The 25,337-nt window shown below is 62.8% G+C and carries 17 protein-coding genes and 1 pseudogene; 12 read left to right on the top strand and 6 right to left on the bottom strand.

The window, feature by feature from the left end; genetic code table 11:
* Nucleotides 1-56: 56 nt before the first annotated feature.
* Complete coding sequence (locus tag NKI38_RS02200; protein ID WP_352654434.1) at nt 57-593, bottom strand: carboxymuconolactone decarboxylase family protein; 537 nt, start codon at nt 591-593, stop codon at nt 57-59.
* A gap of 87 nt (nt 594-680) precedes the next feature.
* The gene (locus NKI38_RS02195; protein WP_352654432.1) at nt 681-1,688 is read right to left on the bottom strand and encodes an RNA polymerase sigma factor; all 1,008 of its coding nucleotides are present in this window, start codon (nt 1,686-1,688) and stop codon (nt 681-683) included.
* Between the two features lie 390 nt (nt 1,689-2,078).
* On the opposite strand from NKI38_RS02195, the gene metH reads away from it, so the two are divergent.
* The 3 genes from metH (at nt 2,079) to NKI38_RS02180 (ending at nt 8,843) form a co-directional block, all read left to right on the top strand.
* Nucleotides 2,079-5,888 carry a methionine synthase gene (metH, locus tag NKI38_RS02190; RefSeq protein WP_352654430.1) on the top strand — a complete coding sequence of 1,270 codons (3,810 nt, stop codon included), beginning with the start codon at nt 2,079-2,081 and terminating at the stop codon, nt 5,886-5,888.
* Between the two features lie 158 nt (nt 5,889-6,046).
* Entirely contained in the window at nt 6,047-7,441 is a 1,395-nt protein-coding gene (locus NKI38_RS02185; protein ID WP_352654428.1) for a multicopper oxidase family protein, read from the top strand.
* Nucleotides 7,442-7,526: 85 nt separating this feature from the next.
* The gene (locus NKI38_RS02180; RefSeq protein WP_352654426.1) at nt 7,527-8,843 is read left to right on the top strand and encodes an NAD(P)H-dependent oxidoreductase; all 1,317 of its coding nucleotides are present in this window, start codon (nt 7,527-7,529) and stop codon (nt 8,841-8,843) included.
* Nucleotides 8,844-8,846: 3 nt separating this feature from the next.
* Here NKI38_RS02180 and proC read toward each other — a convergent pair whose 3' ends face one another.
* Genes proC through NKI38_RS02165 form a run of 3 tightly spaced genes read right to left on the bottom strand, consistent with a single transcriptional unit; the run spans nt 8,847 to nt 12,034 of the window.
* A complete protein-coding gene (gene proC / locus NKI38_RS02175; RefSeq protein ID WP_352654425.1) occupies nt 8,847-9,662 on the bottom strand; it encodes a pyrroline-5-carboxylate reductase in 816 nt (271 codons plus the stop codon).
* A gap of 58 nt (nt 9,663-9,720) precedes the next feature.
* Entirely contained in the window at nt 9,721-11,067 is a 1,347-nt protein-coding gene (locus tag NKI38_RS02170; protein WP_352654423.1) for an O-antigen ligase family protein, read from the bottom strand.
* Complete coding sequence (locus NKI38_RS02165; protein WP_352654421.1) at nt 11,036-12,034, bottom strand: glycosyltransferase family 2 protein; 999 nt, start codon at nt 12,032-12,034, stop codon at nt 11,036-11,038. The genes NKI38_RS02170 and NKI38_RS02165 overlap by 32 nt, the downstream gene beginning before the upstream one ends.
* A 172-nt stretch (nt 12,035-12,206) precedes the next feature.
* Between NKI38_RS02165 and NKI38_RS02160 the strand changes: the two genes are divergently transcribed.
* Genes NKI38_RS02160 through NKI38_RS02150 form a run of 3 tightly spaced genes read left to right on the top strand, consistent with a single transcriptional unit; the run spans nt 12,207 to nt 15,090 of the window.
* Nucleotides 12,207-13,379, top strand: a complete 1,173-nt coding sequence (locus tag NKI38_RS02160; RefSeq protein ID WP_352654419.1) for a glycosyltransferase family 4 protein — start codon at nt 12,207-12,209, stop codon at nt 13,377-13,379.
* Entirely contained in the window at nt 13,376-14,170 is a 795-nt protein-coding gene (locus NKI38_RS02155) for a WecB/TagA/CpsF family glycosyltransferase (RefSeq protein ID WP_352654417.1), read from the top strand. Before NKI38_RS02160 ends, NKI38_RS02155 begins: the two co-directional genes overlap by 4 nt.
* Nucleotides 14,167-15,090 (top strand): DUF6492 family protein, encoded by a 924-nt coding sequence (locus tag NKI38_RS02150; protein ID WP_352654415.1) that lies wholly within the window; start codon nt 14,167-14,169, stop codon nt 15,088-15,090. Before NKI38_RS02155 ends, NKI38_RS02150 begins: the two co-directional genes overlap by 4 nt.
* On the opposite strand, the gene NKI38_RS02145 is transcribed toward NKI38_RS02150, so the two are convergent.
* Complete coding sequence (locus NKI38_RS02145) at nt 15,087-16,382, bottom strand: lipopolysaccharide biosynthesis protein (RefSeq protein ID WP_352654413.1); 1,296 nt, start codon at nt 16,380-16,382, stop codon at nt 15,087-15,089. The genes NKI38_RS02150 and NKI38_RS02145 overlap by 4 nt on opposite strands.
* 479 nt (nt 16,383-16,861) lie before the next feature.
* Between NKI38_RS02145 and NKI38_RS02140 the strand changes: the two genes are divergently transcribed.
* The 6 genes and pseudogenes from NKI38_RS02140 to folD all read left to right on the top strand — a co-directional run bounded on the left by NKI38_RS02140 (nt 16,862) and on the right by folD (nt 25,330).
* Nucleotides 16,862-17,359, top strand: a complete 498-nt coding sequence (locus NKI38_RS02140; RefSeq protein ID WP_352654411.1) for a Csu type fimbrial protein — start codon at nt 16,862-16,864, stop codon at nt 17,357-17,359.
* Between the two features lie 21 nt (nt 17,360-17,380).
* Nucleotides 17,381-18,100, top strand: a complete 720-nt coding sequence (locus tag NKI38_RS02135; RefSeq protein WP_352654410.1) for a fimbrial biogenesis chaperone — start codon at nt 17,381-17,383, stop codon at nt 18,098-18,100.
* Complete coding sequence (locus NKI38_RS02130; protein WP_352654408.1) at nt 18,072-20,492, top strand: fimbria/pilus outer membrane usher protein; 2,421 nt, start codon at nt 18,072-18,074, stop codon at nt 20,490-20,492. Before NKI38_RS02135 ends, NKI38_RS02130 begins: the two co-directional genes overlap by 29 nt.
* An 11-nt stretch (nt 20,493-20,503) precedes the next feature.
* Nucleotides 20,504-21,438, top strand: a pseudogene (locus tag NKI38_RS02125) (Csu type fimbrial protein).
* 256 nt (nt 21,439-21,694) lie between these two features.
* A complete protein-coding gene (locus NKI38_RS02120) occupies nt 21,695-24,250 on the top strand; it encodes a GumC family protein (RefSeq protein WP_352654406.1) in 2,556 nt (851 codons plus the stop codon).
* A gap of 180 nt (nt 24,251-24,430) precedes the next feature.
* Entirely contained in the window at nt 24,431-25,330 is a 900-nt protein-coding gene (gene folD, locus NKI38_RS02115) for a bifunctional methylenetetrahydrofolate dehydrogenase/methenyltetrahydrofolate cyclohydrolase FolD (protein ID WP_352654401.1), read from the top strand.
* Nucleotides 25,331-25,337: the final 7 nt, after the last annotated feature.

Below are 25,337 nucleotides of genomic sequence, written 5' to 3'. Positions count from 1 at the left end.
CGACGACGGCTGTCGCGGTCCGGCCTTGATCCGACAATGTGCCGATAAGGCTCGCCCTACTTGGCAGGCGCGGCCGCTTGGGCATCGCCGCCGAGATCTTTCTTGAAGGTTTCGAAATCGACCTGCATGCCGTAGAAGATGGTGCTCCAGTGGCGTGACAGAGCGGCGATGGCGACGGCCTCTTCGATCTCGTCCTCCGTTGCGCCCGCCTGTTTTGCGCTCTCGGTGTCTTCCCAGATGCAATACTGGCAGGGAATTTGAGCGGAGACGGCGAGCGAGATCAAAGCCTTGACCTTCGGCGGCAAGGCGGTGTCGCTCGAGAACTGCAGAGCCTTCACCTCGGCCCAGGCGCCTGGCAGCACCGCTTTTGAAACCTGATGGACAAAGCTTGGCACCGAGCCGAGCGTCCGCTCGACGTCCTTATAGGTGGCGTCGACCTCAGCCTGGCCGGCCCAGCCTAAGCCCGGTGACAAAAATGTGGCGCAGACGACAGTCGATGCGAACGCCATTTGAAGGAAGCGGCGCGACCGGCGGGGTCCGAGCTTGCCGTGGCGTGCGTTGGAAACAACATGGGAAACTGCGAAGGCGGACATGATCTCTCTCCTCTGTGGGACCATTCGAGGCGGCGCTCTGTGATGGTCCCGTGCTCCAAGGAGTCACGGACGAGAGAAAAAGTTCGATCAATCATCCTCGATTCTGGGCGGACGCGGCGAAAGATGAAGATGCAAGCGTCGGGCCTTGCTGTCTCGTTGAAAGATCACCAGGACGACACCCGGCGGGCAGTGGAACGGGTCTTCGGGCGGATTGATGAATCGCCCTTCGATGACCGTGACATGGCTGCCGCTGAGAATGCGCTGGGGCTCGAGGCGGACGCCGGCTTCCGTATCGGAGTCGACTTCCTCGGCAAGGAATGAACGCCCCAACACCGGTTCGCTCGCTCCACGGACCAGGTGAAGGTCTTCCGCAAAGTGCCCGAGGAAACGGTCGCGCTCGCCGTGCCGGTTGAGTCCATTGAAGATTTCGGAGTAAAATCGCTGGCGTTCGCAAGACTGTGAGCGAGCCCCTGCGTCGGCAAGGCCTGCCGTTTCGAGCAGCATCTCCGCCAGCCTGCGTTTGGCTTCTGACAAACGACTGCGAACCGTCCCAATCGGCACATCCAGAATGGCGGCCAGTTCCTGGTAAGACTGATAGCTTCCAAAATAGCGCAAAATTGCGGTGGCCTGCAGCGGCTCGGGAAGCTTGCGGAGGGCATCCCAAACCCATTCGCGAAGCGCGATTTTCTCCAGCCGCTCCTCAATGCCAGCGCGTTCGTCTGGGCGGTCGGGAATGTCGGCGGTCAAGATCTCGCGTCGTCTTCGACGCAATTGTTGCAGGCAGCATCGGTACAGCACAGCGCGGAGCCAGCCACCGACGGCTTGCGGATCCTTGAGCTCACCGATGCGCCTCAGCGCGATCAGGAAAGTTTCATGCACTGCATCTTCGGCGTCCGATCCATAGCCGAGCATGTTCAGCGCTGTCGCATAGAGCCGCGCGCGATGACGTTCCAGCAACAGGCCGAGGCAACCACAATCACCGCCCCGAGCGGCAAGGACCAGTTCGGCATCATTCGGCACGATGGAAGTTTCGTAGCCCATGGACTGAAGATGCATCAACTGGCGAAAAAGTTCGAATGTTAGTTGTTTCGTCACGATCCGTGTTCGGCGGGAACCAGTTCACCAATGAGGCTTTGAGCGGGCTTCGGATTGAGGTTGTGACCCTCAACCGTCGCTCCCAGATCTATCAGCGTGCAGTGCGTCGTCACTTCTGCTTCGCAACGACCGGCCCGAAGCAGGGGCCGTGAAGCCAAGGTCGTTCGTGCCGCGGAACAGGCAGATGCCATGGTCGTGCCAAACCAATCCATTGCCCGAACGGAATGCTTGTCCGACCTTCTCCTCGTCCAGCCGCCCTGCGCTGACGGAAGGATTGCGCTGGGAAGTCAGCGATCGCAACAGCGCGTGACAATGACGAACGCTTGCCGTATATTGACATAAAGATATCCTTATGTGACATGAAAAGGCTTGTCGCCAAAGGGATAAAAAATGTCGCAGAATTCTGCATCGCTGGACGCATTGTTCGGCCCCGTCGCGGCAAAGCCCGACGGGTCGGAAGTGCTTGCGGCGCTGACGGCAGCGGCGCGGGAGCGCATCCTCATCCTCGACGGCGCCATGGGCACGCAGATCCAGGGCCTGGGTTTCGATGAGGACCAGTTTCGCGGCGAAGCCTTCGCCGGCTGCGCCTGCCACCAGCAAGGCAACAATGATCTTCTGATCTTGACGCAGCCGCAGGCGATCGAGGAAATCCACTATCAATATGCCATCGCAGGCGCGGATATCCTGGAGACCAACACCTTCTCCTCGACTTCGATTGCACAGGCAGATTACGGCATGGAGGATGCCGTCTACGCGCTGAATCGCGATGGCGCGCGGCTGGTGCGCCGCGCCGCTGTTCGTGCCGAGCAGCAGGATGGCAAGCGCCGTTTCGTGGCCGGCGCGCTCGGGCCGACCAACCGCACCGCCTCGATGTCGCCTGACGTCAACAATCCCGGCTATCGCGCCGTGACCTTCGACGATCTGCGCCTCGCCTATGGCGAGCAGTTGCGCGGCCTGATCGATGGCGGCGCAGACATCATCCTGATCGAGACGATCTTCGACACGCTGAACGCCAAGGCGGCAATCTTCGCAGCAGAAGAGATCTTCAATGAGAAGGGTGTGCGCCTGCCGGTGATGATTTCCGGCACCATCACCGATCTCTCCGGCCGCACGCTGTCGGGCCAGACGCCGACCGCCTTCTGGCATTCGGTGCGCCATGCGAGCCCCTTCACCATCGGCCTCAACTGCGCGCTCGGCGCCAATGCCATGCGCGAGCATCTGGCCGAGATATCAGGCGTCGCCAACACTTTTGTCTGCGCCTATCCGAATGCCGGCCTGCCCAACGAATTTGGCCGTTATGACGAGAGCCCGGAATTCATGGCCGCGCAGATCGAGGATTTTGCCCGCGAGGGGCTGGTCAATGTCGTCGGCGGCTGTTGCGGTTCGACGCCTGAGCACATCCGCGCCATCGCAGAGGCGGTGCGGAAATATCCGCCGCGCCCCATTCCCGACATCGAGCGCAAGATGCGCCTTTCCGGACTGGAGCCATTCACGCTCACCGACGAAATTCCCTTCGTCAATGTCGGAGAGCGCACCAATGTCACCGGGTCGGCCAAGTTCAGGAAGCTGATCACGGCGGGCGACTATGTCGCCGCGCTCGACGTGGCGCGCGACCAGGTCGCCAATGGCGCGCAGATCATCGACATCAACATGGACGAGGGACTGATCGATTCGAAGAAGGCGATGGTGGAGTATCTCAACCTGATCGCCGCCGAGCCGGACATCGCCCGCGTTCCGGTCATGGTCGACAGTTCCAAATGGGAGATCATCGAAGCCGGCCTGAAATGCGTGCAGGGCAAGCCGCTGGTCAACTCAATCTCGATGAAGGAAGGCGAGGCGGCTTTCCTGCATCATGCAAGGCTCGTGCGCGCCTATGGCGCCGCCGTGGTGGTCATGGCCTTCGACGAAGACGGCCAGGCCGACACCAAAGCGCGCAAGGTCGAGATATGCACCCGCGCCTACAGGCTTTTGACCGAACAGGCCGGCTTCCCGCCCGAGGATATCGTCTTCGATCCCAATGTCTTCGCCATCGCCACCGGCATAGAGGAGCACGACAATTACGGCGTCGACTTCATTGAGGCGACGGGCGAGATCACCGGGACTCTGCCGCATGTCCACATTTCCGGCGGCGTGTCGAACCTGTCGTTCTCGTTCCGCGGCAACGAGCCGGTGCGCGAGGCCATGCATGCCGTGTTCCTCTACCACGCCATCCAGCGCGGCATGGACATGGGCATCGTCAATGCCGGTCAGCTCGCCGTCTACGACACGATCGAACCGGCGCTGCGCGAGGCCTGCGAGGATGTCGTCCTTAACCGCGTGCCCAAGGCTGGCGGCACCGCCACCGAACGCATGCTGGAGATCGCCGAACGCTTCAAGGGCACGGCGGGCCAGGAGGCCAAGGAGCGCGATCTCGCCTGGCGCGAATTGCCGGTCGAACAGCGGATCAGCCACGCGCTGGTCAACGGCATCACCGAATTCATCGATGCCGACACCGAGGAAGCGCGGCTGGCCGCCGAGCGTCCGCTGCATGTCATCGAGGGTCCGCTGATGGCCGGCATGAACGTCGTCGGCGACCTGTTCGGCGCGGGAAAGATGTTCCTGCCGCAAGTGGTGAAGTCGGCGCGGGTAATGAAACAGGCCGTCGCGGGACTGCTGCCGCACATGGAAGCCGAGAAGCTGGCCAACCTCGCCAACGGCATCGACAATGGCGAGCGCCAGACGGCGGGCAAGATCCTGATGGCGACGGTGAAGGGCGATGTCCATGACATCGGCAAGAACATCGTCGGTGTCGTGCTCGCCTGCAACAACTACGAGATCATCGATCTCGGCGTCATGGTGCCGGCGGCAAAGATCCTGCAGACGGCGCGCGAGAGACAAGTCGACATCATCGGCCTGTCAGGCCTGATCACGCCGTCGCTCGACGAGATGGCGCATATGGCCGCCGAGATGGAGCGGGAAGGCTTCGACATCCCGCTGTTGATCGGCGGCGCGACGACCAGCCGCGTGCACACGGCGGTGAAGATCCACCCGCGCTATACCAAGGGCCAGACGGTCTACGTCACCGACGCCAGCCGGGCGGTCGGCGTGGTCTCGTCCTTGCTGTCGAAGGAGACCAAGGGCGGCTATGTCGACACGGTGTGCGCCGAATACAAGAAAGTCGCCGACGCGCATGCCCGCTCCGAAGCCGACAAGCAGCGGCTGCCGCTGGCCAAGGCGAGGGCCAATGCGCATCGGATCGATTGGTCTGAATATGAGCCGCCGAAGCCGTCCTTCACAGGCGTGAAGGTGTTCGAGAATTGGGACCTGACCGAACTCGCGCGCTACATCGACTGGACGCCGTTCTTCCAGACCTGGGAGCTGAAAGGGCGCTATCCCAGGATCCTCGAAGACGAAGCGCAAGGACCCGCCGCGCGCCAGCTGTTCGAGGATGCGCAGGCGATGCTGAAGCAGATCATCGCCGAAAAATGGTTTGCGCCACGCGGCGTCATCGGCTTCTGGCCGGCCAACACCGTCGGCGACGACATCAGACTGTTCACGGATGACAAGCGCTCACAGGAACTGGCGACCTTCTTCACACTGCGCCAGCAACTGACCAAGCGCGACGGCAAGGCCAATGTCGCGCTGTCGGATTTCGTCGCGCCGGTGGACAGCGGCAAGCCGGACTACATCGGCGGCTTCATCGTCACCGCCGGCATCGAGGAGGTGGCGATCGCCGAACGGTTCGAGCGCGCTAACGACGATTATTCGTCGATCATGGTCAAGGCGCTGGCCGACCGCTTCGCTGAGGCCTTCGCCGAGCGCATGCATGAGAAGGTGCGCAAGGAGTTCTGGGCCTATGCACCAGATGAGAATCTGGCACCAGACGAACTGATCGGCGAGCCCTATCGCGGCATACGCCCGGCGCCCGGTTATCCGGCGCAGCCGGACCACACCGAGAAGGCGACCTTGTTCCGGTTGCTCGACGGCGAAGGTAATGCGGGCGTGAGCCTGACCGAAAGCTACGCCATGTGGCCGGGCTCCTCGGTGTCCGGCATCTATCTGTCGCATCCCGAAAGCTATTATTTCGGCGTCGCCAAGGTCGAGCGTGACCAGGTCAAGGACTATGCACGCCGCAAAGCCATGCCGTTGGCCGAGGTCGAGCGCTGGCTCGGCCCCATCCTCAACTATGTGCCGGCACACTATGCCGAGGCGGCTGAATAGCGGCGGCAAGTTCTGTTGTCAGCCAGGCCACACGGCAACCACATCGCCATGGCATCGTCGAGACACGATATGCCAATATCGACATCTGCGCCGATGGCTGGCCTCTGATCAAAGACGGCGATAAACCCGAGGCAGCCGTCCTTGCAGTTGGAGCGCCAATGACCCTACTCACACGCCGCAGGCTTTTGAAAACAGCCGCGGTTGCCGGCGCGGGCGGCATCGGGCTCCCGGCCCTGGGTCGGCTTGGCGGCTGGGCCGCTGCCGGGCCTGAGCCGGTGGTTCTGCAGACGGCAAAAATCCAGGCGAAGCTGATGGATGTGGGCCAGACCAGGGATGTGCTGACCTACGGCACCGCCGGAATGCCGCCCGTGCTCAGAATGAAGAAAGGCGAGCCCTTCGCCGCCCGTCTTGTCAACGCGATCGACGATCCGACGACGATCCACTGGCACGGCATTCGCGTTCCAAACAGGATGGACGGCGTTCCGTTCCTGGTCCAGCCCTACGTCTATACCGGCGACCATTTCGATTACGCCTTCACGCCGCCAGACGCCGGCACCTTCTGGTATCACCCGCATTGCAACACGCTGGAGCAGATGGGCCACGGCCTGACAGGCGTCATCGTGGTCGAGAACCCGGCTGATCCGAAATTCGATGCCGAAATCGTCCTCAATCTGCGCGACTGGCGCCTCGGTGACGATGGCCAGTTCATCGACCAGTTCCGGCCGCGCGATGCCGCAAGAACCGGTACCTACGGCACCGTGCGAACCGCCAACTGGCTCGATCAACCGCAATATGATGCGCCGGCCGGCGGGCTGGTACGACTCAGGGTGGCGATCACCGACGTCACGCGCATCTATGCTTTTCGCGTCGACGGCGCCGAGGCGACAGTCATCGCACTGGACGGCAATCCGGTGGCGCAGCGTTTTTCACCCGATGCCTTGCTGCTTGGACCGGGACAGCGCATGGAGCTGGCCATCCGCATGCCCGATGGCGAGGGTGCGATCGTAAGCCTGCGGGATGTCAGGGGCACCAAGCCTAAAATTCTGGCGACCTTGCGCGCGACCGGAAGCTCGCTCAAGCGTGATATCAGCGATGTTGCACCCCTGGAGGTCAATCCCGTGGCGGAAGTGGATCTCACCAGCGCCAAGCATATTTCCCTGGCGCTGAGCGCGACGGCGGAAAACGTCCCGAGCGACGGCATCTGCGGTTCGCTTGGCTACAGTTTCTGGGCAATCAACAAGATGCCGTGGCCGGGCGATACACCGGATCCGACCGCACCGCTGGCCGAATTGAAGCTCGGCGGAAGCTATGTCATCGACATGGAAAACCTGACGCCGCAATCCCATCCGATGCATCTGCACGGCATGAGCTTCAAGGTGCTGTCGTCCTCGACGCGCCAGGTTCAGCCTTTGATTTCCGACACCTATCTCATCCAGCCCAACGAGAAGGTTCAGCTCGGCTTCGTTGCCGACAATCCCGGCGACTGGCTGCTGCACTGCCACATCATCGAGCACCAGAAATCAGGAATGACGAGCTACGTCAGAGTGGTGTGAAGCCGCAGCCAAGGGTTTCGTTGGCAAAAGGGGGCGCTTCCCTGCTATTGCCGCCTCCAACTCAAGAACCATAGGACATTCCTGCATGACAAATGTCGCCTTGACCGGCCTTGCCCGCGATCTCGCCAGGCGTGCCGCCGAGGGCCGCCCTGTGCGCATCGGCGTCATCGGTTCGGGCGAGATGGGCACTGATCTGGTCACGCAAGGCATGCTGATGCCGGGCATTTCGGTCTGCGCCGTTTCGACACGCCGCCCGCACACCGCGCGCGATGCCATCCGTATCGCCTATGGCGATGAAGCCATGGCGGTCGAAGCCGACAGCGCGTCGAAAGTCACCGGGGCCATCGAGAGCGGCAAGATCGCCATCACCTCCAACGAGATGCTGGTCACCAACCCGTTGATCGATGTCGTCATCGACGCCACCGGCAAGCCGGGTGTTGCCGCCGATTTCGACCTGATGGCGATGGAACACGGCAAGCATCTGGTGATGATGAACGTCGAGGCCGACGTGACCATCGGCTGCTATCTCAAACAGCAGGCCGACCGGCTTGGCGTCGTCTATTCGGTGGGTGCGGGCGACGAGCCGTCGAGCTGCATGGAACTGATCGAGTTTGCGTCCGCGCTTGGGCTAACCATCGTCTCGGCCGGCAAGGGCAAGAACAACCCGCTCAACCATGATGCCGTGCCGGACGACTATCGCGCGGAAGCGATCCGCCGCAACATGAACCCGCGCATGCTTGTCGAGTTCGTCGACGGCTCCAAGACCATGGTCGAGATGTGCGCGATCGCCAACGCCACCGGGCTGGTGCCCGACGTGCCCGGCATGCACGGCCCGAAGGCCGACCGCGACGACCTCGCCAAGGTACTCATCCCGCGCGAGGATGGCGGGCTGCTGCTAAAGAAAGGCGTCGTCGACTACACGGTCGGCAAGGGCGTCGCGCCCGGCGTCTTCGTCATCGTCGAGGCAACGCATCCGCGCACTATCGAGCGCATGGACGATCTGCATATCGGCCACGGCCCCTATTACAGCCTGTTCAGGCCGTATCATCTGACTTCGCTGGAAGTGCCGCTGACCGCAGCCCGCATCGTACTGTTCGGCAAGCCCGACATGGTGCCGCTGCCAAGGCCGGTAGCCGAAGTGTGCGCCGTCGCCAAGCGGGACCTTGCCACCGGCGAGACCTTCGATGCGATCGGCGAGACCTGCTACCGGTCCTGGACGATGACCGTCGGCGAAGCCCGTGCCCAGCGTGCCGTGCCGGTCGGCCTGCTCGAGGGCGGCAAGGTGCTGAAACCGGTCAGGAAAGGCGAATTGCTGACCGCCGACAACGCCGCTCCCGACCAGTCGACGAGGCTGTTCGCCTTGCGCCGGCTGCAGGACGAGATGCTGTACGGGGCGAACTGAGCTCTATTTCCCCAGCTCGATCGATCGCAGCCGCGCAGCCTCCACCGCCTCTGTGAGAAGGCGCGTCAGCCGGTCCTCGCCCATCAGCACCTCCAGTGCCGCTGCCGTCGTCCCCTTGGGGCTGGTCACCTGCTGGCGCAGCACGCCCGGCTCCTCGCCGCTTTCGGCGGCGAGCGAGGCGGCGCCGTAGACGGTCTGCATGGCGAGCAGCTTGGCGGTCGCTGTCGGCAGGCCGGCCTTCTCGGCCGCCACGGTCAGCGCCTCGATGAAATGGAAGATATAGGCCGGCCCCGATCCCGACACGGCGGTCACCGCGTCCATCAGGCCCTCGTCGTCGATGGTGGCCACTTCGCCGCTCGCCGACAAAAGGTCGGCGACGAAACGCTTGGTGTCGTCGGAAACCAGCCTATTGGAAAACACCACCATCATACCCTTGCCGATTGCTGCTGGCGTGTTGGGCATGCAGCGCACGATCGGCGCGCGGCTGCCCAGGATGTCCTCGAAGGTGGCGGCAGGCGTGCCGGCGGCGATGCTGACGAAGGTGGTGCGGCCGTCGCCGAAGCGCTTGTAGGCGGCGGTGACGTCGCGGATCACCTGCGGCTTCACCGCGATGACGACGAGATCGGGCACGGCATCGGCCGGAATGCCATCGGCATCGGCTGATGTGGCGCAGCCCAACGCTGCGGCGCGATTGCGCAGGTCGGCATTGGGCTCGACCACGAAAACCGCCGACGGCGCAAGCTTGCCGGATTTCAGCCAGCCCGAGAGCATGGCGTAACCCATATTGCCGCAGCCGGCGAGAACAAGCCTGATCGTCATCGAAAGTCCTCCAAGGAAGGCTTCACATAGACGCTGGCTGTTCCGTGGGGAAGCCCCGTCAGGAGGAACGGGAAGATCGTGCACCGCGATCGGGATCACGCACGGCCATCGGCCGCAGCGAGACTTGCCTGAGGCCAAGCACGCCGAGCACGAAGAACAGCCAGACCGGGTCGCCACGATGGAAGAAGAAGCTTTCGAGGAAAGCGTTCAGCGCTGTGAACAGCACCGCCATCATGAAGAAGTCGCCGAGAAAGATGTTTTCCCTGCGCAACGGAATGCGCATGTAGTCGCGCAATGGCGCGATGAGGAAGGTGTAGACCGCCACGCAAAGTGCCGGAATGCCCATCAGCACGGCGATGTCGAGATAGCCGTCATGGCCGTGCACGATGGTTCTGATGTCCCATGGCCGGTCGAAGGGCTGATCCTGGTTGAGCAGCAGCGGCGTGCCCCAGAAGCTTTCATAGCCGTAGCCGGTCCATGGCTTCTTCGCCAGCATGCTGCCGGCGAACTCCCAAAGCGTCGTGCGGCCGGTATAGGTCATGTCGGGGAAATAGATCGCCGCCAGATGTTTCACGGGCGGCAGGAAGACGATGCCCAGCGTGCCGACCGCCGTGGCGATGATCGCCAGCGCAAACAGGATCGGTGTGCCGAGCCGCATGCCCATCAGGCTCGGCAGCATGACGATCAGGATCGAGAACGGCACCAGCCCGGCGGTGGTCTTGGAGCCCGTATGCAGCATGAAGATCATCGCCGCGAAGAAGATCCCGGCGCCCCAGTACCGCTGCCCGCGCCGGTAGAGATACAGGCCCGCGAAGCTGAGACAGGCCATGATCGGGCCGGCGATGTTCTTGTGGGTAAACACGCCGCGCCACAGGCCGGCATGTTCGGGCTCCTGTGAGTCGGCGGTGTGCATCGCCTCGTGCGGAAAGACGATGAGGCCGAGATAGGACAGGCCCATGACCACGACGGCGGTGAAGATGATGATTTTTGAAAAAGCTTCGGCGTCGCGCGGCAGCACCAGAATCGTTGCCATCGTCAGGATGCCGATCAGCGTGAAGGAGGCGGCGCGCATCGCCGAGGGCGGATCGGTCGACAGGATCACCGACAGGAAAAAGAAGCCCAGCATCAGCATCCAGGACGGGCTGAGCAGCGAGCGCACCACGCGCGGATCGGCAAAGGCCGTCAGCGAGAAGATCGACATGGCGCCGAGCGAGCTGAAGCCAAGCTGGTTGACGATGTCGCCGCCTTCACCGGTCAGTTCGGCGCCGGCCGGCTGGAATGGGCGGAAGGACACCATGATGACGGTGAACAGCAACGCGGCAATGGCGGTCGCCACGCCTTCGCGCGTGAACGCGGCGCTGAGGGGCGGGCGCTCAGTTTTTCTCAGGCTGACGGTATTGCTCATTGGCATATCCGAATTCGGCCAGCACGCGGCCCAGCGCCACATGGACGGGGTAGATGGCGATCGCCGGCGATCCTGTTCGCACCAGGCGGATCAGGCCGCGAAACGGCGAGGCGGCAAGCAGCGCCAGGCTCTTCAGCAACACCTTGGCGCCGGCGAGTGGCCTGCCGGCGCGTTTCTTCTTTTCGACCAGTGTCGAGATCACGCCGTTGCGCAGGCTGCGCGCTCGGATCCAGTCGGCTTCGATGCGCCGGGCCGGAACGGTTTCTTGCACCTTCGCTTCGGCGCACCAGCCGAGCACGAAGCCGCGTTGCACCGCCCGGCTCAGGAAATCGGAATCGCCGCCGCCCATGAAATTGAATTTGAGGTCGAGAAAGGGCGGCCCCATGGCGGTCAGCACGTTGCGTCCGACCAGAAGGTTGCCGGAGGAATAGAGCGCAGGCACGCGTCCCGTCTCCCGGTAGGGAGGCGCGAACACCGGATGCTCGGCCCACCCCGCATGGGCGGGATCCGCAAACACGGGCACTTGCGGACCGCCGACGATATCGGCGCCAAGCCTTTCGGCTGCCCCGCACATCCGTTCCAGCCATTGCGGATCGGCGATCTCATCATCGTCGATGACCAGCAGATGCCTGAAGTTCGGGAACTGCAGGATCGCCGTCTGCCAGCCGGCATTGTAGGCGCTGCAATTGCCGCGCTCATGCGCGATGATGATCAGACCTGATAGCTCGCGGCGCTCGAACAGCGGCAGCGCCGCCTTGGCGCCGGCCCGCGCCTCGGCTTCGTTTTCCATGACGATGACGGCAAAACGCCTGGTGGTTTGCTGCGCGCGCAGCGACGCCAGCGTTTCCAGCACCTGCTCGGGCCGCTTGAAGGTCGGCAAGGTTACGACCGCTTCGATAGCCTCGGCGTCAAGCCGGGGCGAGCGTCCCGCGATCGATACCGAACCGTCCGATGGCAAAGGGATCATCCGTGTCCAGCCACATGGTGAGTTGGGCTCTGGTAGCACCCACGGTGATAAGCTTTCGTTAATCACCTTGCACGGAGAAGCCCGCCAGGCAGCGGCTTTCGGTCGTCGAATGTGCTGGCTTAATCAAGGGTTCACCGCACTTTGCTACCGGCTACACCACAGGATAGGTGAGATGCATCTGCTGTTCGCCACATCGATCGTGCCCGACGGCGCTCTCGCCTCGGGCTACGAGATCGCCAATGCTGCGATCATCGCCGCCTTGCGGCGCGCTGGCGCGCGCGTGACCGTCATTGGATTCACCTGGCCCGGAAAACCCGCGGCCGATCCCGAAAACACCGTGGTGCTGGGTGCGATCGACGTGCGTACGGACAATGCCTCCGCACGGCAAAAGCTGGCCTGGGTCGGCAAGGCGCTGCTTTCGGGTCTCACCTTCGCGTCGGTCAAGTTGCGCACCGTGCCCGACGGCGATGTTCTCGCCGCCATTGAGAGGGCCGGTCCGGTCGACGGTTATGTCTTGAATTCCGTGCAGTTCGCCGGCGCTTTTGAAAAGCTGTTCACTGAGCGGCCTTCGATCTTCGTCGCTCACAATGTCGAGCATCTTTCGGCGCGGGAGAATGCCGCTGCCGCAGGCAGCCTCTTCCAGCGCCTGCTGTTCCGCCGCGAGGCAAGGTTGCTCAAGACCGTGGAAGAGCGTCTCTGTCGCCAGACGCGCTTCGTCTTCACGCTGGCCGAGGAAGACCGCGCCGCGCTCGGCGTCGCCTCTGACGACCGCTCAGCGGTGCTGCCTCTGGTGATAGGCTCCGGGGCCCCGACCCAAAAAGGGTTGCGCCACATCGATTGCGATGCGGCGCTGATCGGCACCTGGACCTGGCAGCCGAACCGCATCGGCCTCGACTGGTTCCTGGAGAAGGTCGTACCGCATCTGCGGGCCGGGTTCCGCATCCGCGTCGCCGGCAGCATGCCTTCAGGCGTCACGTCGAAGCATCCCGGTGTCGAATTTGTCGGCCGCGTGCCTGACGCGCAGGCGTTCGTGCGCAGTGCCGCCGTCATCCCGTTGATCAGCACCGCCGGCAGCGGCGTCCAGTTGAAGACCATCGAAACCTTCGAGCTCGGCCTGCCGTCCGTCGCCACCAGCCGCTCGCTGCGCGGCATCGACCATCGCCCGGCCAATTGCGTCGTCACCGACGATCCCGCCGCCTTCGCCAGGGCTCTCGAGGCCGCGGCGGCCGATATCCGCGACGTCGACGGCAGCGCATTCCGGCGTTCGCAGGTCAAGGCGCTCGACGCTGCTATCCGGCTCGGCCTCGAAAAGCTCGGGCCCGTCAGGCAGGAGGCGTTTGCATGAACATGCATTCCGCCCGCGCCGCGTTCGGGCTCGACACGCTGAAGACGATCCTCGGCATCTCGGTGGTTGCGATCCGCTGGAACGATGCCATCGTCCTGCTGAACCGCCTGATTGCCGAGCGGCGTTTCACCAAGGTCAGTTTCCTCAACGCCCACAACGCCAACATTGCCTACACCGATCCGGTCTTTGCCGAGGCGCTCGACGATTTCCTCATCCTGCCCGACGGCATCGGTGTCGATCTGGCGGCGAGACTTCTCTATGGGGCGCCATTTCCGGACAATCTCAACGGCACCGATTTCGTCCCAGCCTTCCTGCAGGCCTCGACGGCGCCGCTGACCGTAGGGCTGCTCGGCGCAACGCGCGTCAACGCCGAAGCGGCGTCGATCAAGCTTGCGGCGCTGGCCGTGCAGCACCGGTTCGTGGTCATCCATGACGGCTATTTCTCGGCTGCCCAGCAGACGGAAATCGTCGATCGGATCGAAGAATTGCGGCCGGACGTGCTGCTCGTCGCCATGGGTGTGCCACGCCAGGAATTGTGGATCGAACGCCACATCGACGCACGCCACTGCACGCTGCCGATCGCCGTCGGCGCGTTGCTCGATTTCCTGAGCGGCGCGGTGCCCCGCGCGCCCTTGTGGATGCGCCGGCTGCGGCTCGAATGGCTGTTCCGGTTGGCTGTCGAACCGGGCCGCCTGTGGCGCCGCTATGTGGTCGGAAATCCCCTGTTCCTGCTGCGTGTCGTCAGGCAGAGATTCTCGCGTGCACCCGAAGCTGCGGGAGACATCAAGTGAACAGCAGGTTCGTTCCCGGTGCCACTGTCGACCCAAGCCCGCTTCGGCGGATGCCGACGGCGGCAATCGTGACGGCAAGCTACGCGCCCGATTTCGAGCGCTGCCGCCTGTTGTGCGAGACACTCGATCGCCACGTTTCCGGCGCAGCGCACCACTACATCCTGGTCGAACATCGCGATGTCTCGCTTTTCCGCCAGATGGAGACCAGCCGGCGTACCATCGTCGACGAGCGGGCATTGCTGCCGCGCTGGCTGCATGCCTTCGACGACCCGCTCAGCCTGTTTCGCCGGCGCGTCTGGCTCAGCCTGAAGACCCAGCCGCTGCGCGGCTGGCACGTGCAGCAGCTGCGCCGCATCGCGATATCAGCGCACGCATCCGAAGATGTGCTGATCTTCTGCGATTCCGACGTCGCCTTCCTCAAACCTTTCGACTGCGATGCCTTCTGGCGCGGCGGCAAGGTTCGGCTGTTCCGCCGTGACGGTGTGCTGGCGCACGAAGGTCATGAAGAGCACCGCATCTGGTCGCGCAACGCGGGGGCGGCGCTTGGCATCGACGCCTCCCGGATATCGGCCCACGACTATATCTCGACGCTGATCGCCTGGCGGCGCGACACCGTGCTGGCCATGTGCGGCGAGATCGAGAAGGTCCATGGGCGCAACTGGGTCGAGGTTGTCGGCTCGGCGCGCAAATTCTCCGAATGCATGATCTACGGCCGCTACGTCGACGATCTGCTGGAGGGCGCCGGCCATTTCCACGGTTCGGAAGAATTCTGCCGGGTGCACTGGACCGGCGAGGCGCTTTCGGACGACGAGTTCCGCCGCTTCGTTGCCGCCATGGCGCCGGAGCAGGTGGCGATCGGCATGCAGTCCTTTATCGGCACCGATATCGGCCGCATCCGCCGTCTGATTGGCTTGAATTAGACGGGTTTGGCCGGCTTGCGCATCGCCGAATAGGTGAGCAGCGCCGAGGCGAGATACAGAAGCAGGAAGACGACGTTGAGCGACAGCACTAGGTTCGGCGTGTCGAGGACGGTCGTCAGCACATAGGTCAGCAACAGCGCCTTCAGTGCGGCAAGCAGGCCGAGATTGAGCGCCCGCACCAAGGTCTGGCCGCGCGCGAACAAAAGCTCGGCCTGGTATTCGACCAGATTGCGCAACCCCGGCACGCAGATCGCCAGCACCACCAGCGGCGCGGCCTCGGCGACATTCTTGCCAAGCGCATTGGGGAAGAAATGCAGCACGATGCCAAGCGCCAGCAGCGCCAGCGTCGAGACCGCGAACACACCGCCTTCGATGCCGCTCTTGACCGCCAGCCGTGACAAAAGTTCCGGCGCGCGCATCATGCGCTGCACCAGCATCATCGAGAAGGTTCGGATCGGAATGGCCGTCAGGTCGACCAGCCGCATAATGATGGCGTAGATACCGGCCAGATGCGGGCCGCCGATCGCCAGAACCAGCAGCTTGTCGAACTCCATCTGCAGGTAGAACAGCACTTCGGCGCCCGCCACATAGATGGAATCGGCCAATCGCCTCAAATACAGCTCGATGCGCAGTCGCAGCCGCTGTCGCGGATAGAACCAGCCGAACGCTAGTATCAGGGAGGCGGCATTGGCGCCGATATAAAACCACGACCATATCCAGACGCTGTGTTGCGCCCCGAGCATGAACAGCACCGCGCCAAGCGCTCGCAGCGCCGTCGTCAGGATGGCCAGCAGCGCGGCGCGGCCGAATTTGCCCAGACCGTTGTTGACGATCAGCGCCACCTCCACCGGCCGCCACAAAAGCGCTTCGGCAAAGACGATTGCCGCAAACACCGCCAGCGGCACGGTGTCGGCGAAGAAAAGCAGATAGACGCCGAACGAGGCCGCGGCCAGCAGCGGCAACGACAGCACGCCGAGCAGCACGAAGCCGGCGGAGAAGGTGCCGATCAGATTGGGTCGGATGGTGGCCGTGCGATAGAGCGCCGAGATGAACCCGAAGGCGAGGATGCGCGACAGCATGACACCGGCCGCCGATGCGGTGGCGAACATGCCGAATTCGGAAATGGACAGCGTGTTGGCCAGTGCCATGAAATAGGCGAGTGAAAACACCAGTCGCCCGCCGGCACCGCTGACCGCCGAGAAATAATCGCGAAGCAGCCCCCGTCGTTCGGCCAAAAAGCTGCCGATCCGGGCGAGGGGCCGCCTTTGCGGTATGTCACTGGCCTGCGTCATGCTCAAGCAGAGCCTAGGGCGGAAAACTTAACGCGCCGTTCTGGGGCTTAAGGTTGTGTCGAAGATAGAGGTTGGCAGAGAGAGAACCGCTTCTCAGCGTGGCAAGCGGCGGGCTTTTTGCCGTTCTATCCGCGCCTGCTAATCCGGCAAAATCGGTTTCGACCGGCGGTATTTCCGGTCGAGGGTCCAAAGCGCGATCTCTCAGCCTTGGGCGCGGGTACCAGTGACCATGCATTGTCCCGCCCTTCAGCGGCGCGGAATCAAGTTCCTAATTTCTGCTTTGAAAGGTTCACTATTAATAATTTAGGTATTGCTAACGCTAAGGAGGTCAAAAAGTCAGGGTTTCAATAAGTGGTTGTATTGAACAACCTTTCCGATATGCTTTGACCAACGCTTGGTCATCACGTGGGGGGCACCCGCGACAGGTGAAAGGGGCGTAGTGGCATGCGTTAAGGGCACTCTGAAGAAGGGAACCGTGCATGCTTAAGAGATCTCTCGCATCGAGTATTGCGGCACTTGCTGCGATCATGCTGTCTGGTCCGGCGTTCGCGGCGACCGCGACCGGCAACATGACGGTTCGCATCACGATCCAGGCCGAATGCAAAGTTCAGACCGCCAGCGATCTGGATTTCGGCACGAAGGGCGTCATCGATGCAAATGTCGATCTGACCAGCACGATAGGCGTGCAATGCACGAGCGGGCAAACATACAATGTCGGCTTGAGTGCCGGTGGCGGTGCTGGCGCAACTGTTACAGCCCGCAAAATGACCGGCCCAGCGGCGGCGACAATCAGTTACGCGCTTTACCGGGACGCTGCCCGCACACAAAACTGGGGTATCACTGTCGGCACAGACACAGTCACGGGAACCGGCAACGGTAGTGTCCAGAACCTGACTGTTTACGGACGGGTGCCGCCGCAGGCCACACCGGCAGCCGGCGTTTATACCGACACCGTCGCGATCACCGTTACCTACTGACAACAGCAAAGCGAGAACGACATGCGAACCATGCTTTCAGGCATTGGCGCAGTGGCCCTTGTTCTGCTGTGTGCCGGATTTTCACAAGCCGCCTCGCTAAGAGTGGCTCCGACCAGTCTCGAACTGATTGCACCAGACAGTGCGGCGGTTCTCAACCTTCATAATGACGCGAAGCGGCCGATCAACGTACAAGTCCGCGTCTTCAGATGGACGCAGGTCGAGGGCGTTGAACGGCTGGAGCCGACGTCGGACGTGGTGGCCAGCCCGCCATCGACCAAACTCGGCCCTGACGCCGACTACGTGGTTCGGGTCCTGCGGGTCGGCAAGGCGCCGGTTCGAACCGAGGAAAGCTATCGCGTTGTCGTCGACGAGCTGCCGGACCCTTCGCGCCGACAGGCTGGGACGGTGACCCTGGTCCTGCGGTATTCGATCCCGGTCTTCTTCCGCAGTCCCGACGCTTCGACGCCGAACGTATCCTTTAGCCTTTCCCGCGCTGGCGGTGGGCTCATGCTTAAGGCGCGCAACAATGGCGATAGTCGACTGAGACTGTCGAACATCACTTTGAATCAGGGAGGCAAGAAACTGGGGAGCCGGAGCGGACTCGTCGGCTACGTTTTGGGTGGGGCATCAATGCAATGGCCGATCGGCAGCGGCAAATCGCTGTCCGGAAGCTCTGTGACGCTGAAAGCGCAGAGCGATTTTGGACCATTCGATGCCAAAGTTGCCGTCCAGGGCCGTTAGCGCCGCGGTTGCAGCCGTTCTTGTAGTTTGCTCTTGGTCGCAGGTGAGGGCGCAAGAGATACCGGACGAACCGGCAAAGGACATTTCCGATTCGGCTCGGCCCCCTGAGCGCGATCTCTATTTGGAAGTGTTCATCAACGACGTTTCGTCCAAGATGATCGGCAACTTCAAGGAATTGCCCGACGGCGGCCTCGCTGCCACTCCGGCAGAACTGCAAGAGGTCGGCCTCAAACCAAGTGAAGAAGCGATCGATGCCGACGGTCTCGTCAGGGTCGATCGCTTGCCGGCCGTCTCCTTCCATGTTGATGAGACGGCGCAGCGGCTCTACGTCACCACGACGAATGACGCTCGAGCCGCCCGTACGATCGATGTCGGCCCGGCGGAAAAGCAGGATCGGCTGAAGCCGCAATCGGGCTACGGCGCCGTCCTCAACTATTCCCTCTTTGCAAGCTCGAACACGCTGTTCGACAACAACGTCGAGTTGTTCCAGGGCGTTTCCGGCGCCTTCGATGCACGCGCCTTCAGCCCATACGGAACGCTGGCCCAGTCATTCATTGCCGGCTACTCTGAAGGGGAATTCCAGGACTTCACCCGCCTGAACACCACCTGGAGCTATTCGGACCCCGAACGCCTGGTCACCTACAGAGCGGGCGATTTCGTTTCCGGCGGCTTGTCATGGACCCGACCTGTCTATCTCGGCGGCATCCAGGCGCAGCGCAACTTTTCTCTTCGTTCGGATTTGGTCACCCTTCCGCTCCCCTCGTTTGAAGGCACCGCCGCCGTGCCTTCGACCCTGGAGGTCTATACCCAGAATGTACGCACCTACGCCGGCGACGTGGCGGCAGGGCCATTCCAGGTCGTTAATTTGCCGGTGTTCACGGGCGCCGGAGAGGCACGCGTGGTGCTGCGAGACAGTCTTGGACGGGAAACCACGGCAACGCTTCCGTTCTACGCATCCAGCATGCTCTTGCGAGAAGGCCTGCTCGATTTTTCGGCCGAGGCAGGAATGCCAAGGCGGAATTTCGGGGTCGAATCCAACGACTACGACCGGCGTGTCATGGGCGTCGCCACCGCCCGCTACGGGCTCACAAACTGGCTCACCCTTGAAGGCCATTTCGAAGGCGGCCAAGAGCTTCTCAATGGCGGCTTGGGTGTCGCGGTCCCGCTCGGACCATATGGCGCCGCTTCGGTCGCGGTCGCCGGAAGCCACCATGACGGAAACACCGGCTCACTGGTGAACGTGTCGCTAGAACTTAGCTACGGTGGGTGGTCGCTCTATGGCAGGGTTCAAAGGGCGTTTGGCGACTACGAGGACATCGCCTCGGTGACGGCCGAACCAGAATTCTCGGGACCGGATGGTCTTCCGATCTTCAGTCCCGGCGTTCCGCGCGCGATCGATCAGGCAACGTTGTCGGTGCCGATGCCGCTCGATCTGTCGAGCCTCAATCTTTCCTATACCCATCTCAAGGACGCCGCTGGTCAACGCAGCCAAATCGTCGGCCTCTCCTACAGCCAGCAAGTGTTCAAGCGGAGCACGCTCTACGCGACCGCGTTCACGGATCTTGACGACCGCAAGAGTTTTGGTGTGTTCGCCGGTATCTCGGTCGCCTTCGATGACGGCATCACCGCCTCCACCGGGGTCGAACAAGGTCCTGATGGGATGAACGTCGTCGCCGACGTCGCCAAGGCCGAGCGGCTCGAGAATGGCAGCATCGGCTGGCGCGCGCGGACGTCGGAGGGAGATGTTCCCAATCGATCGGCGGCAGCCAGCTACCGCGCTCCGTTCGCGCGCTTCGAAGCAGGCGTCCAACAATACGACAAGGATGTCCGCGCGACGGCACAGATGGACGGCGCCATCGCAGTGGCAGGTGGCAGCGTATTTGCGACGAACCGCATCGATGACGCCTTTGCCGTCGTCGACGTGGGCACGCCAGGCGTGGAGGTTGAGCGTCAGAACAGACCTGTCGGCGAAACGGACAGTCGTGGCCGTATACTTGTCCCCGATCTCAATTCCTACGAAGCCAGCACCATTTCGATCGATCCGAAGAACCTGCCGGTCGATGCCGATGTTCCGGCCACCAAGGAAACGGTCGTTCCCGCCGACCGTAGCGGTGTGGTCGTGAAATTCGGAGTGTCGCAAATACCGGCAGCAGCACTCGTCACCTTTGTCGACAGCAGCGGTGCTGCACTTGAGGCAGGTCTGAAAGGCAAGCTGGACGGTGCTTCAGAGGAATTTGTGATCGGTTATGACGGCCAGGCTTACGTTCGTGGGCTGGCTCCTCACAATATTGCCATCGTCGAGCGGGCTGACGGCAGCACATGCCGCGCCGAATTCACTTTCAAACCAGCAACCGGCCAGCAGGTCGTGATCAGGAACGCAGTGTGTTCGTAAAACTACCTAGCTTGCGAAATTTCGTCATCGCTGCCGTGTTGCTGCTGCCCGGCACCGCCTGGTCCCAAAGCTGCAGCTTTGGCCTGTCGGACCAGAGTTTCGGTTTCATCGATACGCTTTCCGGCGCGCAAACGAATTCAACCGGGACCATGAGCGTCACCTGCAGCGGCACGCCGTTGGCCCGCATCCTGATTTGTCCAAATCTGGGCGCGGGCAGCGGCGGTGCGACGGCAGCCGCGCGCCAAATGCTCAGCGGATCGAACGTGCTCAATTATCAGCTTTATTCCGATTCGGCCCGCAGCGTCGTTTGGGGCACCTATTCCTGGGCATTCCCGGCTCGTGCGCCCGCATTTGCATTGACGTTGAACGCAATCGGAACCGGATCTGGATCTGCGCCCATCTATGGCGCGGTCCTTGGCAGCCAACCGACCGCGCCTCCTGGAAGCTATCTGTCGGCTTTCTCCGGCAGCAATGTTGAATTCCGGTATCGATACACCACGTCCAGTTCCTGCGGCACGGGAACGGGCACGATCTCGCGGCCAAGTTTCAACGTGACCGCCACCGTTGCGGCAAACTGCCTGGTCGCCACTCAGAACATCGATTTCGGTGCTGTCGGAATTCTCGGCGCAAACGTCGATTCGACCGGACAAGTATCGGTCACCTGCACGCCTGCCACCAACTACACTGTCTCCTTGAATGGAGGCACTACAGGGTCCCCGCCAACCTCGCGCAAGATGTCGAAAGGCGCCGAAGCGTCACCTATGGGCTTTACAAGGACGCTGCGCGAACACAGCCTTGGGGAGACGCCGAGACACCAGGAAGCACTGTGCCGGGGACCGGCAGCGGAGCAGTCCAGAACCTGACCGTCTATGGCCGCGTGCCGCCGCAGACGACCCCTTCGGCCGGCGTCTATACGGATACGGTGGTGGTGACGATCACATACTGATCGTTGGTTGCATGAGGGCTGCCGATCCGGGCGAGGGACCTCCTTTGCGGTACGTCACTGGCCTGCGTCATGTCTCAAGCAGAGCCTAGGGCGGAAAACTTAACGCGCCGTTCTGGGGCTTAAGGTTGTGCAACCGAAGAGAGAAACCGCAGCTTCGGCGCGGGAAAATTAACCTTTTGTTTTCCATGCCTGTTTAGCGTGGCTTAACGAACGGCCAATCGCCGTTCGCAGGCCTCCAAGGGTAAAGTTCCAGACGATGGTCGACAGGGAAAACCGCGAAGACTGGAAGCGCGAGCGCTCGTTGCTGGCGCTTGGCCAGGCTGTGCGCGGCGACGAACCCGACGCGTCCCTTGTCTCGATCGGGGACCGGGCAGACCCGTCATGGCGCGAGGATGCCGCCACCCGCCATCGTCTCGCCCGTTCACAGCGCGAAACACGGACGAACCCAAAGCTGTCGGATCCGGCCGCAACAGACGGGTATCAGGCTGGCTATGAGCCGGCCTCGTCGGTGAGCCGTGCGCAGACCACGCCACAGACACGGTCTACCGAAGCCGCAGCCGCCTATCGCCCCGCTCGTGCATCCGAACCTTATCGTTCAAGCGACGCCCCGGCATCCCACGACGACGGCGCCGACAGCCAGCAATGGAAGCCGCTGATCGATCCGATGCAGGTCGTCCGTGGTGTCGGAAAGTCGAAGCTGCTGATCGTGACGACGACGATATTGGGTGCCGCGCTCGGCATATCCATCGCGCTGTCGACGCCGAAGAAATACGAAGCGACCACCGAGCTGATCGTCGATCCGCGCGACCTGAAGCTCACCGATCGCGACCTCACCCAGTCGGTCGTTGCCTCCGACGCAACGCTGGCCATCGTCGAAAACCAGGTCCGGGTGCTGACATCAGGCACGGTTCTCAACAAGGTTGTCGACAAGCTCAATCTCGTCAACGACCCGGAATTCAATGGGCAAGGCGGCGGCCTCAGCGTCATGTCGCTCATCCGCTCCGTCCTGTCTCGCAATGACGGGCCAGGTGGTGTCGACGACGCCCGCCGCCGTGCGCTTGCTGTCGGCAATTTGGCCGAGAGCCTTTCGGTGGAGCGCGGCGGTAAGACCTTCGTCATCACCGTCAGCGCCACCACGCAGAATGGCGAGAAATCGGCTCTGATCGCCAACACGATGACGGATGTCTTCCTGCAGACTTTCGGCCAGATCCAGTCGGATACCGCAGGCCGCGCCACCGACGAACTGACGGCCAGGCTGGATGAACTGCGCAAGGGCGTCGAGGCGGCCGAGCGCAAGGTCGAGGATTTCAGGGCCTCGCACGATCTTGTCGATGCGCAGGGCCACCTCATCAGCGACGATGAGATGCTGAAACTCAACGAGCAGCTCTCGGTTGCCCGCGCCCGCACGCTGGAGCTGAATGCCCGGGCGGCTTCGGCGCGTTCGGTCGACGTCAACTCGGTTCTGACCGGCACCTTGCCGGAGGAGATCAACTCCAACACGATGAGCGATCTGCGTTCGCAATATGCGACGCTCAAGCAGGAGGCTGACCGCGCCGCCATCCGGTTCGGCCCGCGTCACCCCGAACTCCAGGCTCTCAATGCCCAGCTTGCCGGCGCACGCGACCGCATCGCCGCGGAGTTGCGTCGCATCGGCTCGTCGCTGCAGGTCGACCTCAAGCGCGCGGTCCAGCTCGAACAGGATCTCGCCTCTCGCCTGGCCCAGCTCAAGGTGCGCAGCGGCGACGTCAACGGCGATCTGGTGTCGATGCGCGAACTGGAGCGCGAGGCTACCGCCAAGCGTTCCGTCTACGAACAGTACCTGCTGCGCGCCAAGGAGACCGGCGAGCAGAAGGACATCAACACCGCCAACATCAACGTGATCTCGAAGGCCTTCGCGCCGCTCGAGGCGAACGGGCCGTCGCGGGTCGTGGTGGCGCTTGCCGGCCTGTTGCTGGGCTTTGCCTCCGGCATTGGCCTCGGCGCCATGCGTGGCGCCTATGAGAGCCTGCGTGACACCGCCAATTCGCGCTCGCGCCGCGACCGCAGTGCGGACCAACGTCGGACGCCCTACGAGGACAAGCCATATCGGGCAGCACCCCCGCCGGCGCCGCAAGCACCCGCTCCCGCTTCACAACCATCGGCACCTCCGCCTGCGCCGCCACCGCCCGTAGCAGCACCGCCTGTCCAACAGGCTGAGATCACGCCGGACGAAGGCCCCGGCAGGGTCAGCACGCTGCTGTCGATGCTGCGCAAGGCCGTGTCCCGCAAGCCGTCCCCGGAAGCGCCCTTCGATACCGAGTGGGTCTCCGCTGAAAACGTGAAGCCAACGCAGGAACCGGCGTACCCCGTCTATCCCCAGTCGGCGCCGGCCTTTGCGCCTCGGCAGCAGGTCGCGGCGGCCTACCCGCCGCCGCCCTTCCAGTCCGACAATCCTGTTCCCTATGCCCCGCAGATGGCGCAGCCGCCTCAGCCTCCGCACATGGTGCCGCCGCGAGCGTATTCGGGCCCGCAACTCTATCCCTACGCGCAGCCTTTGGCCTACACACAGCAGCCCGGCTATCCGCAGTCCATGTCGGCCCCCAATGCCAGGCAGTTGCCGTATCCGCCTCAGCCTGCTTCCGCGCTTTATCCGCAACATCCCGCCTCGCCGCAGCAGGAGACCCAGCCTCGCGAGCCATCTGTGGAGGCGCGGCAGGCCGAGCGGGACGTCGAACCGCAAGCACCAATCGAGGAAATCCGCGCCAGCCTGCGCGAATTCCGCGAAGCGGTCCGCGAACTCACCGAGAGCCGCACGCGTCGCCGTTACTTCTGAGCCACAAAATTCTTCGCGCTGTCGTACAAAAACATGCCGGTTTCGCGTAAACGGCATGGGACGGCGCTTTGGCAGGATTGCGTGTTGGAATTTTCGTGAAGATGCCACGCTGTGAAAGATCAGAAAGCGCATCGCTTCAGGAAGCGACGCGCTTGGGCATTTTGGTGTTGAGGGTGGTCCATGGCTGAAGTGATTGATGGTAAGAGCGTTGCCGAAGACGTGGTGCGGACGGTCAAGACCCTGACGGCCGAACTTGTCGCCAAAGGCAAGGCCAAGCCCGGTCTTGCCGTGGTCATCGTCGGCGAGGATCCGGCCAGCCAGGTCTATGTTGCTTCCAAATCGCGCACCGCCAAGGAATGCGGCTTTCATTCCGTCCAGCACACGCTGGCGGCCGAAACCTCCGAACCGGCATTGCTGAAGATCATCGGCGACCTCAACGCCGATCCGGCCATCAACGGCATCCTGGTGCAGCTTCCGCTGCCTGCCCATATCGACGCCGGCAAGATCATCCAGACCATCGCGCCGGAAAAGGATGTCGACGGCTTCCATTTCATCAATGTCGGCAAGCTCGGCACCGGTGAACTCGAGACTGCCTTCGTGCCTTGTACACCGGCCGGCTCGATGCTTTTGATCGAGCGTGTGCGCGGCAAGGATCTGTCCGGCCTCAATGCCGTCGTCGTCGGTCGCTCCAACATCGTCGGCAAGCCGATGGCCAATCTTCTGCTCGCCGCCAACTGCACCGTCACCATCGCCCACAGCCGTACCAAGGACCTGCCGGCACTTGCCCGCACCGCCGACATTCTTGTCGCGGCCGTCGGCCGGCCGGAGATGATCAGGGGTGACTGGGTGAAGCCAGGCGCCACCGTCATCGATGTCGGCATCAACCGTATTCCCGCACCCGAGAAGGGCGAGGGCAAGTCGCGCCTCGTCGGCGATGTCGCCTACGCCGAGGCGGCCAAGGCCGCCGGCGCCATCACGCCGGTTCCCGGCGGTGTCGGCCCGATGACCATTGCCATGCTGATGGCCAATACGTTAGCCTCGGCCTACCTTGCGGCCGGATTGAAACGGCCGTCCTTCTGACCCGCCA

Source organism: Mesorhizobium sp. M0621, from assembly GCF_040320745.1.
In the GTDB taxonomy this organism is placed as follows: Bacteria; Pseudomonadota; Alphaproteobacteria; order Rhizobiales; family Rhizobiaceae; genus Mesorhizobium.
Note: the sequence above shows the minus strand (reverse complement) of the source record. Positions and strands in the feature narration are given on the sequence as shown.

What these genes read in the sequence shown, in the direction of transcription:
- NKI38_RS02170 (WP_352654423.1), bottom strand. Translation starts at nt 11,067, where the DNA reads ATGAGCAATACCGTCAGCCTGAGAAAAACTGAGCGCCCGCCCCTCAGC.
- NKI38_RS02200 (WP_352654434.1), bottom strand. Translation starts at nt 593, where the DNA reads ATGTCCGCCTTCGCAGTTTCCCATGTTGTTTCCAACGCACGCCACGGC.
- NKI38_RS02135 (WP_352654410.1), top strand. Translation starts at nt 17,381, where the DNA reads ATGCGAACCATGCTTTCAGGCATTGGCGCAGTGGCCCTTGTTCTGCTG.
- NKI38_RS02165 (WP_352654421.1), bottom strand. Translation starts at nt 12,034, where the DNA reads ATGATCCCTTTGCCATCGGACGGTTCGGTATCGATCGCGGGACGCTCG.
- metH (WP_352654430.1), top strand. Translation starts at nt 2,079, where the DNA reads ATGTCGCAGAATTCTGCATCGCTGGACGCATTGTTCGGCCCCGTCGCG.
- NKI38_RS02180 (WP_352654426.1), top strand. Translation starts at nt 7,527, where the DNA reads ATGACAAATGTCGCCTTGACCGGCCTTGCCCGCGATCTCGCCAGGCGT.
- folD (WP_352654401.1), top strand. Translation starts at nt 24,431, where the DNA reads ATGGCTGAAGTGATTGATGGTAAGAGCGTTGCCGAAGACGTGGTGCGG.
- NKI38_RS02130 (WP_352654408.1), top strand. Translation starts at nt 18,072, where the DNA reads ATGCCAAAGTTGCCGTCCAGGGCCGTTAGCGCCGCGGTTGCAGCCGTT.
- NKI38_RS02155 (WP_352654417.1), top strand. Translation starts at nt 13,376, where the DNA reads ATGAACATGCATTCCGCCCGCGCCGCGTTCGGGCTCGACACGCTGAAG.
- NKI38_RS02160 (WP_352654419.1), top strand. Translation starts at nt 12,207, where the DNA reads ATGCATCTGCTGTTCGCCACATCGATCGTGCCCGACGGCGCTCTCGCC.
- NKI38_RS02185 (WP_352654428.1), top strand. Translation starts at nt 6,047, where the DNA reads ATGACCCTACTCACACGCCGCAGGCTTTTGAAAACAGCCGCGGTTGCC.
- NKI38_RS02120 (WP_352654406.1), top strand. Translation starts at nt 21,695, where the DNA reads ATGGTCGACAGGGAAAACCGCGAAGACTGGAAGCGCGAGCGCTCGTTG.
- NKI38_RS02145 (WP_352654413.1), bottom strand. Translation starts at nt 16,382, where the DNA reads ATGACGCAGGCCAGTGACATACCGCAAAGGCGGCCCCTCGCCCGGATC.
- proC (WP_352654425.1), bottom strand. Translation starts at nt 9,662, where the DNA reads ATGACGATCAGGCTTGTTCTCGCCGGCTGCGGCAATATGGGTTACGCC.
- NKI38_RS02140 (WP_352654411.1), top strand. Translation starts at nt 16,862, where the DNA reads ATGCTTAAGAGATCTCTCGCATCGAGTATTGCGGCACTTGCTGCGATC.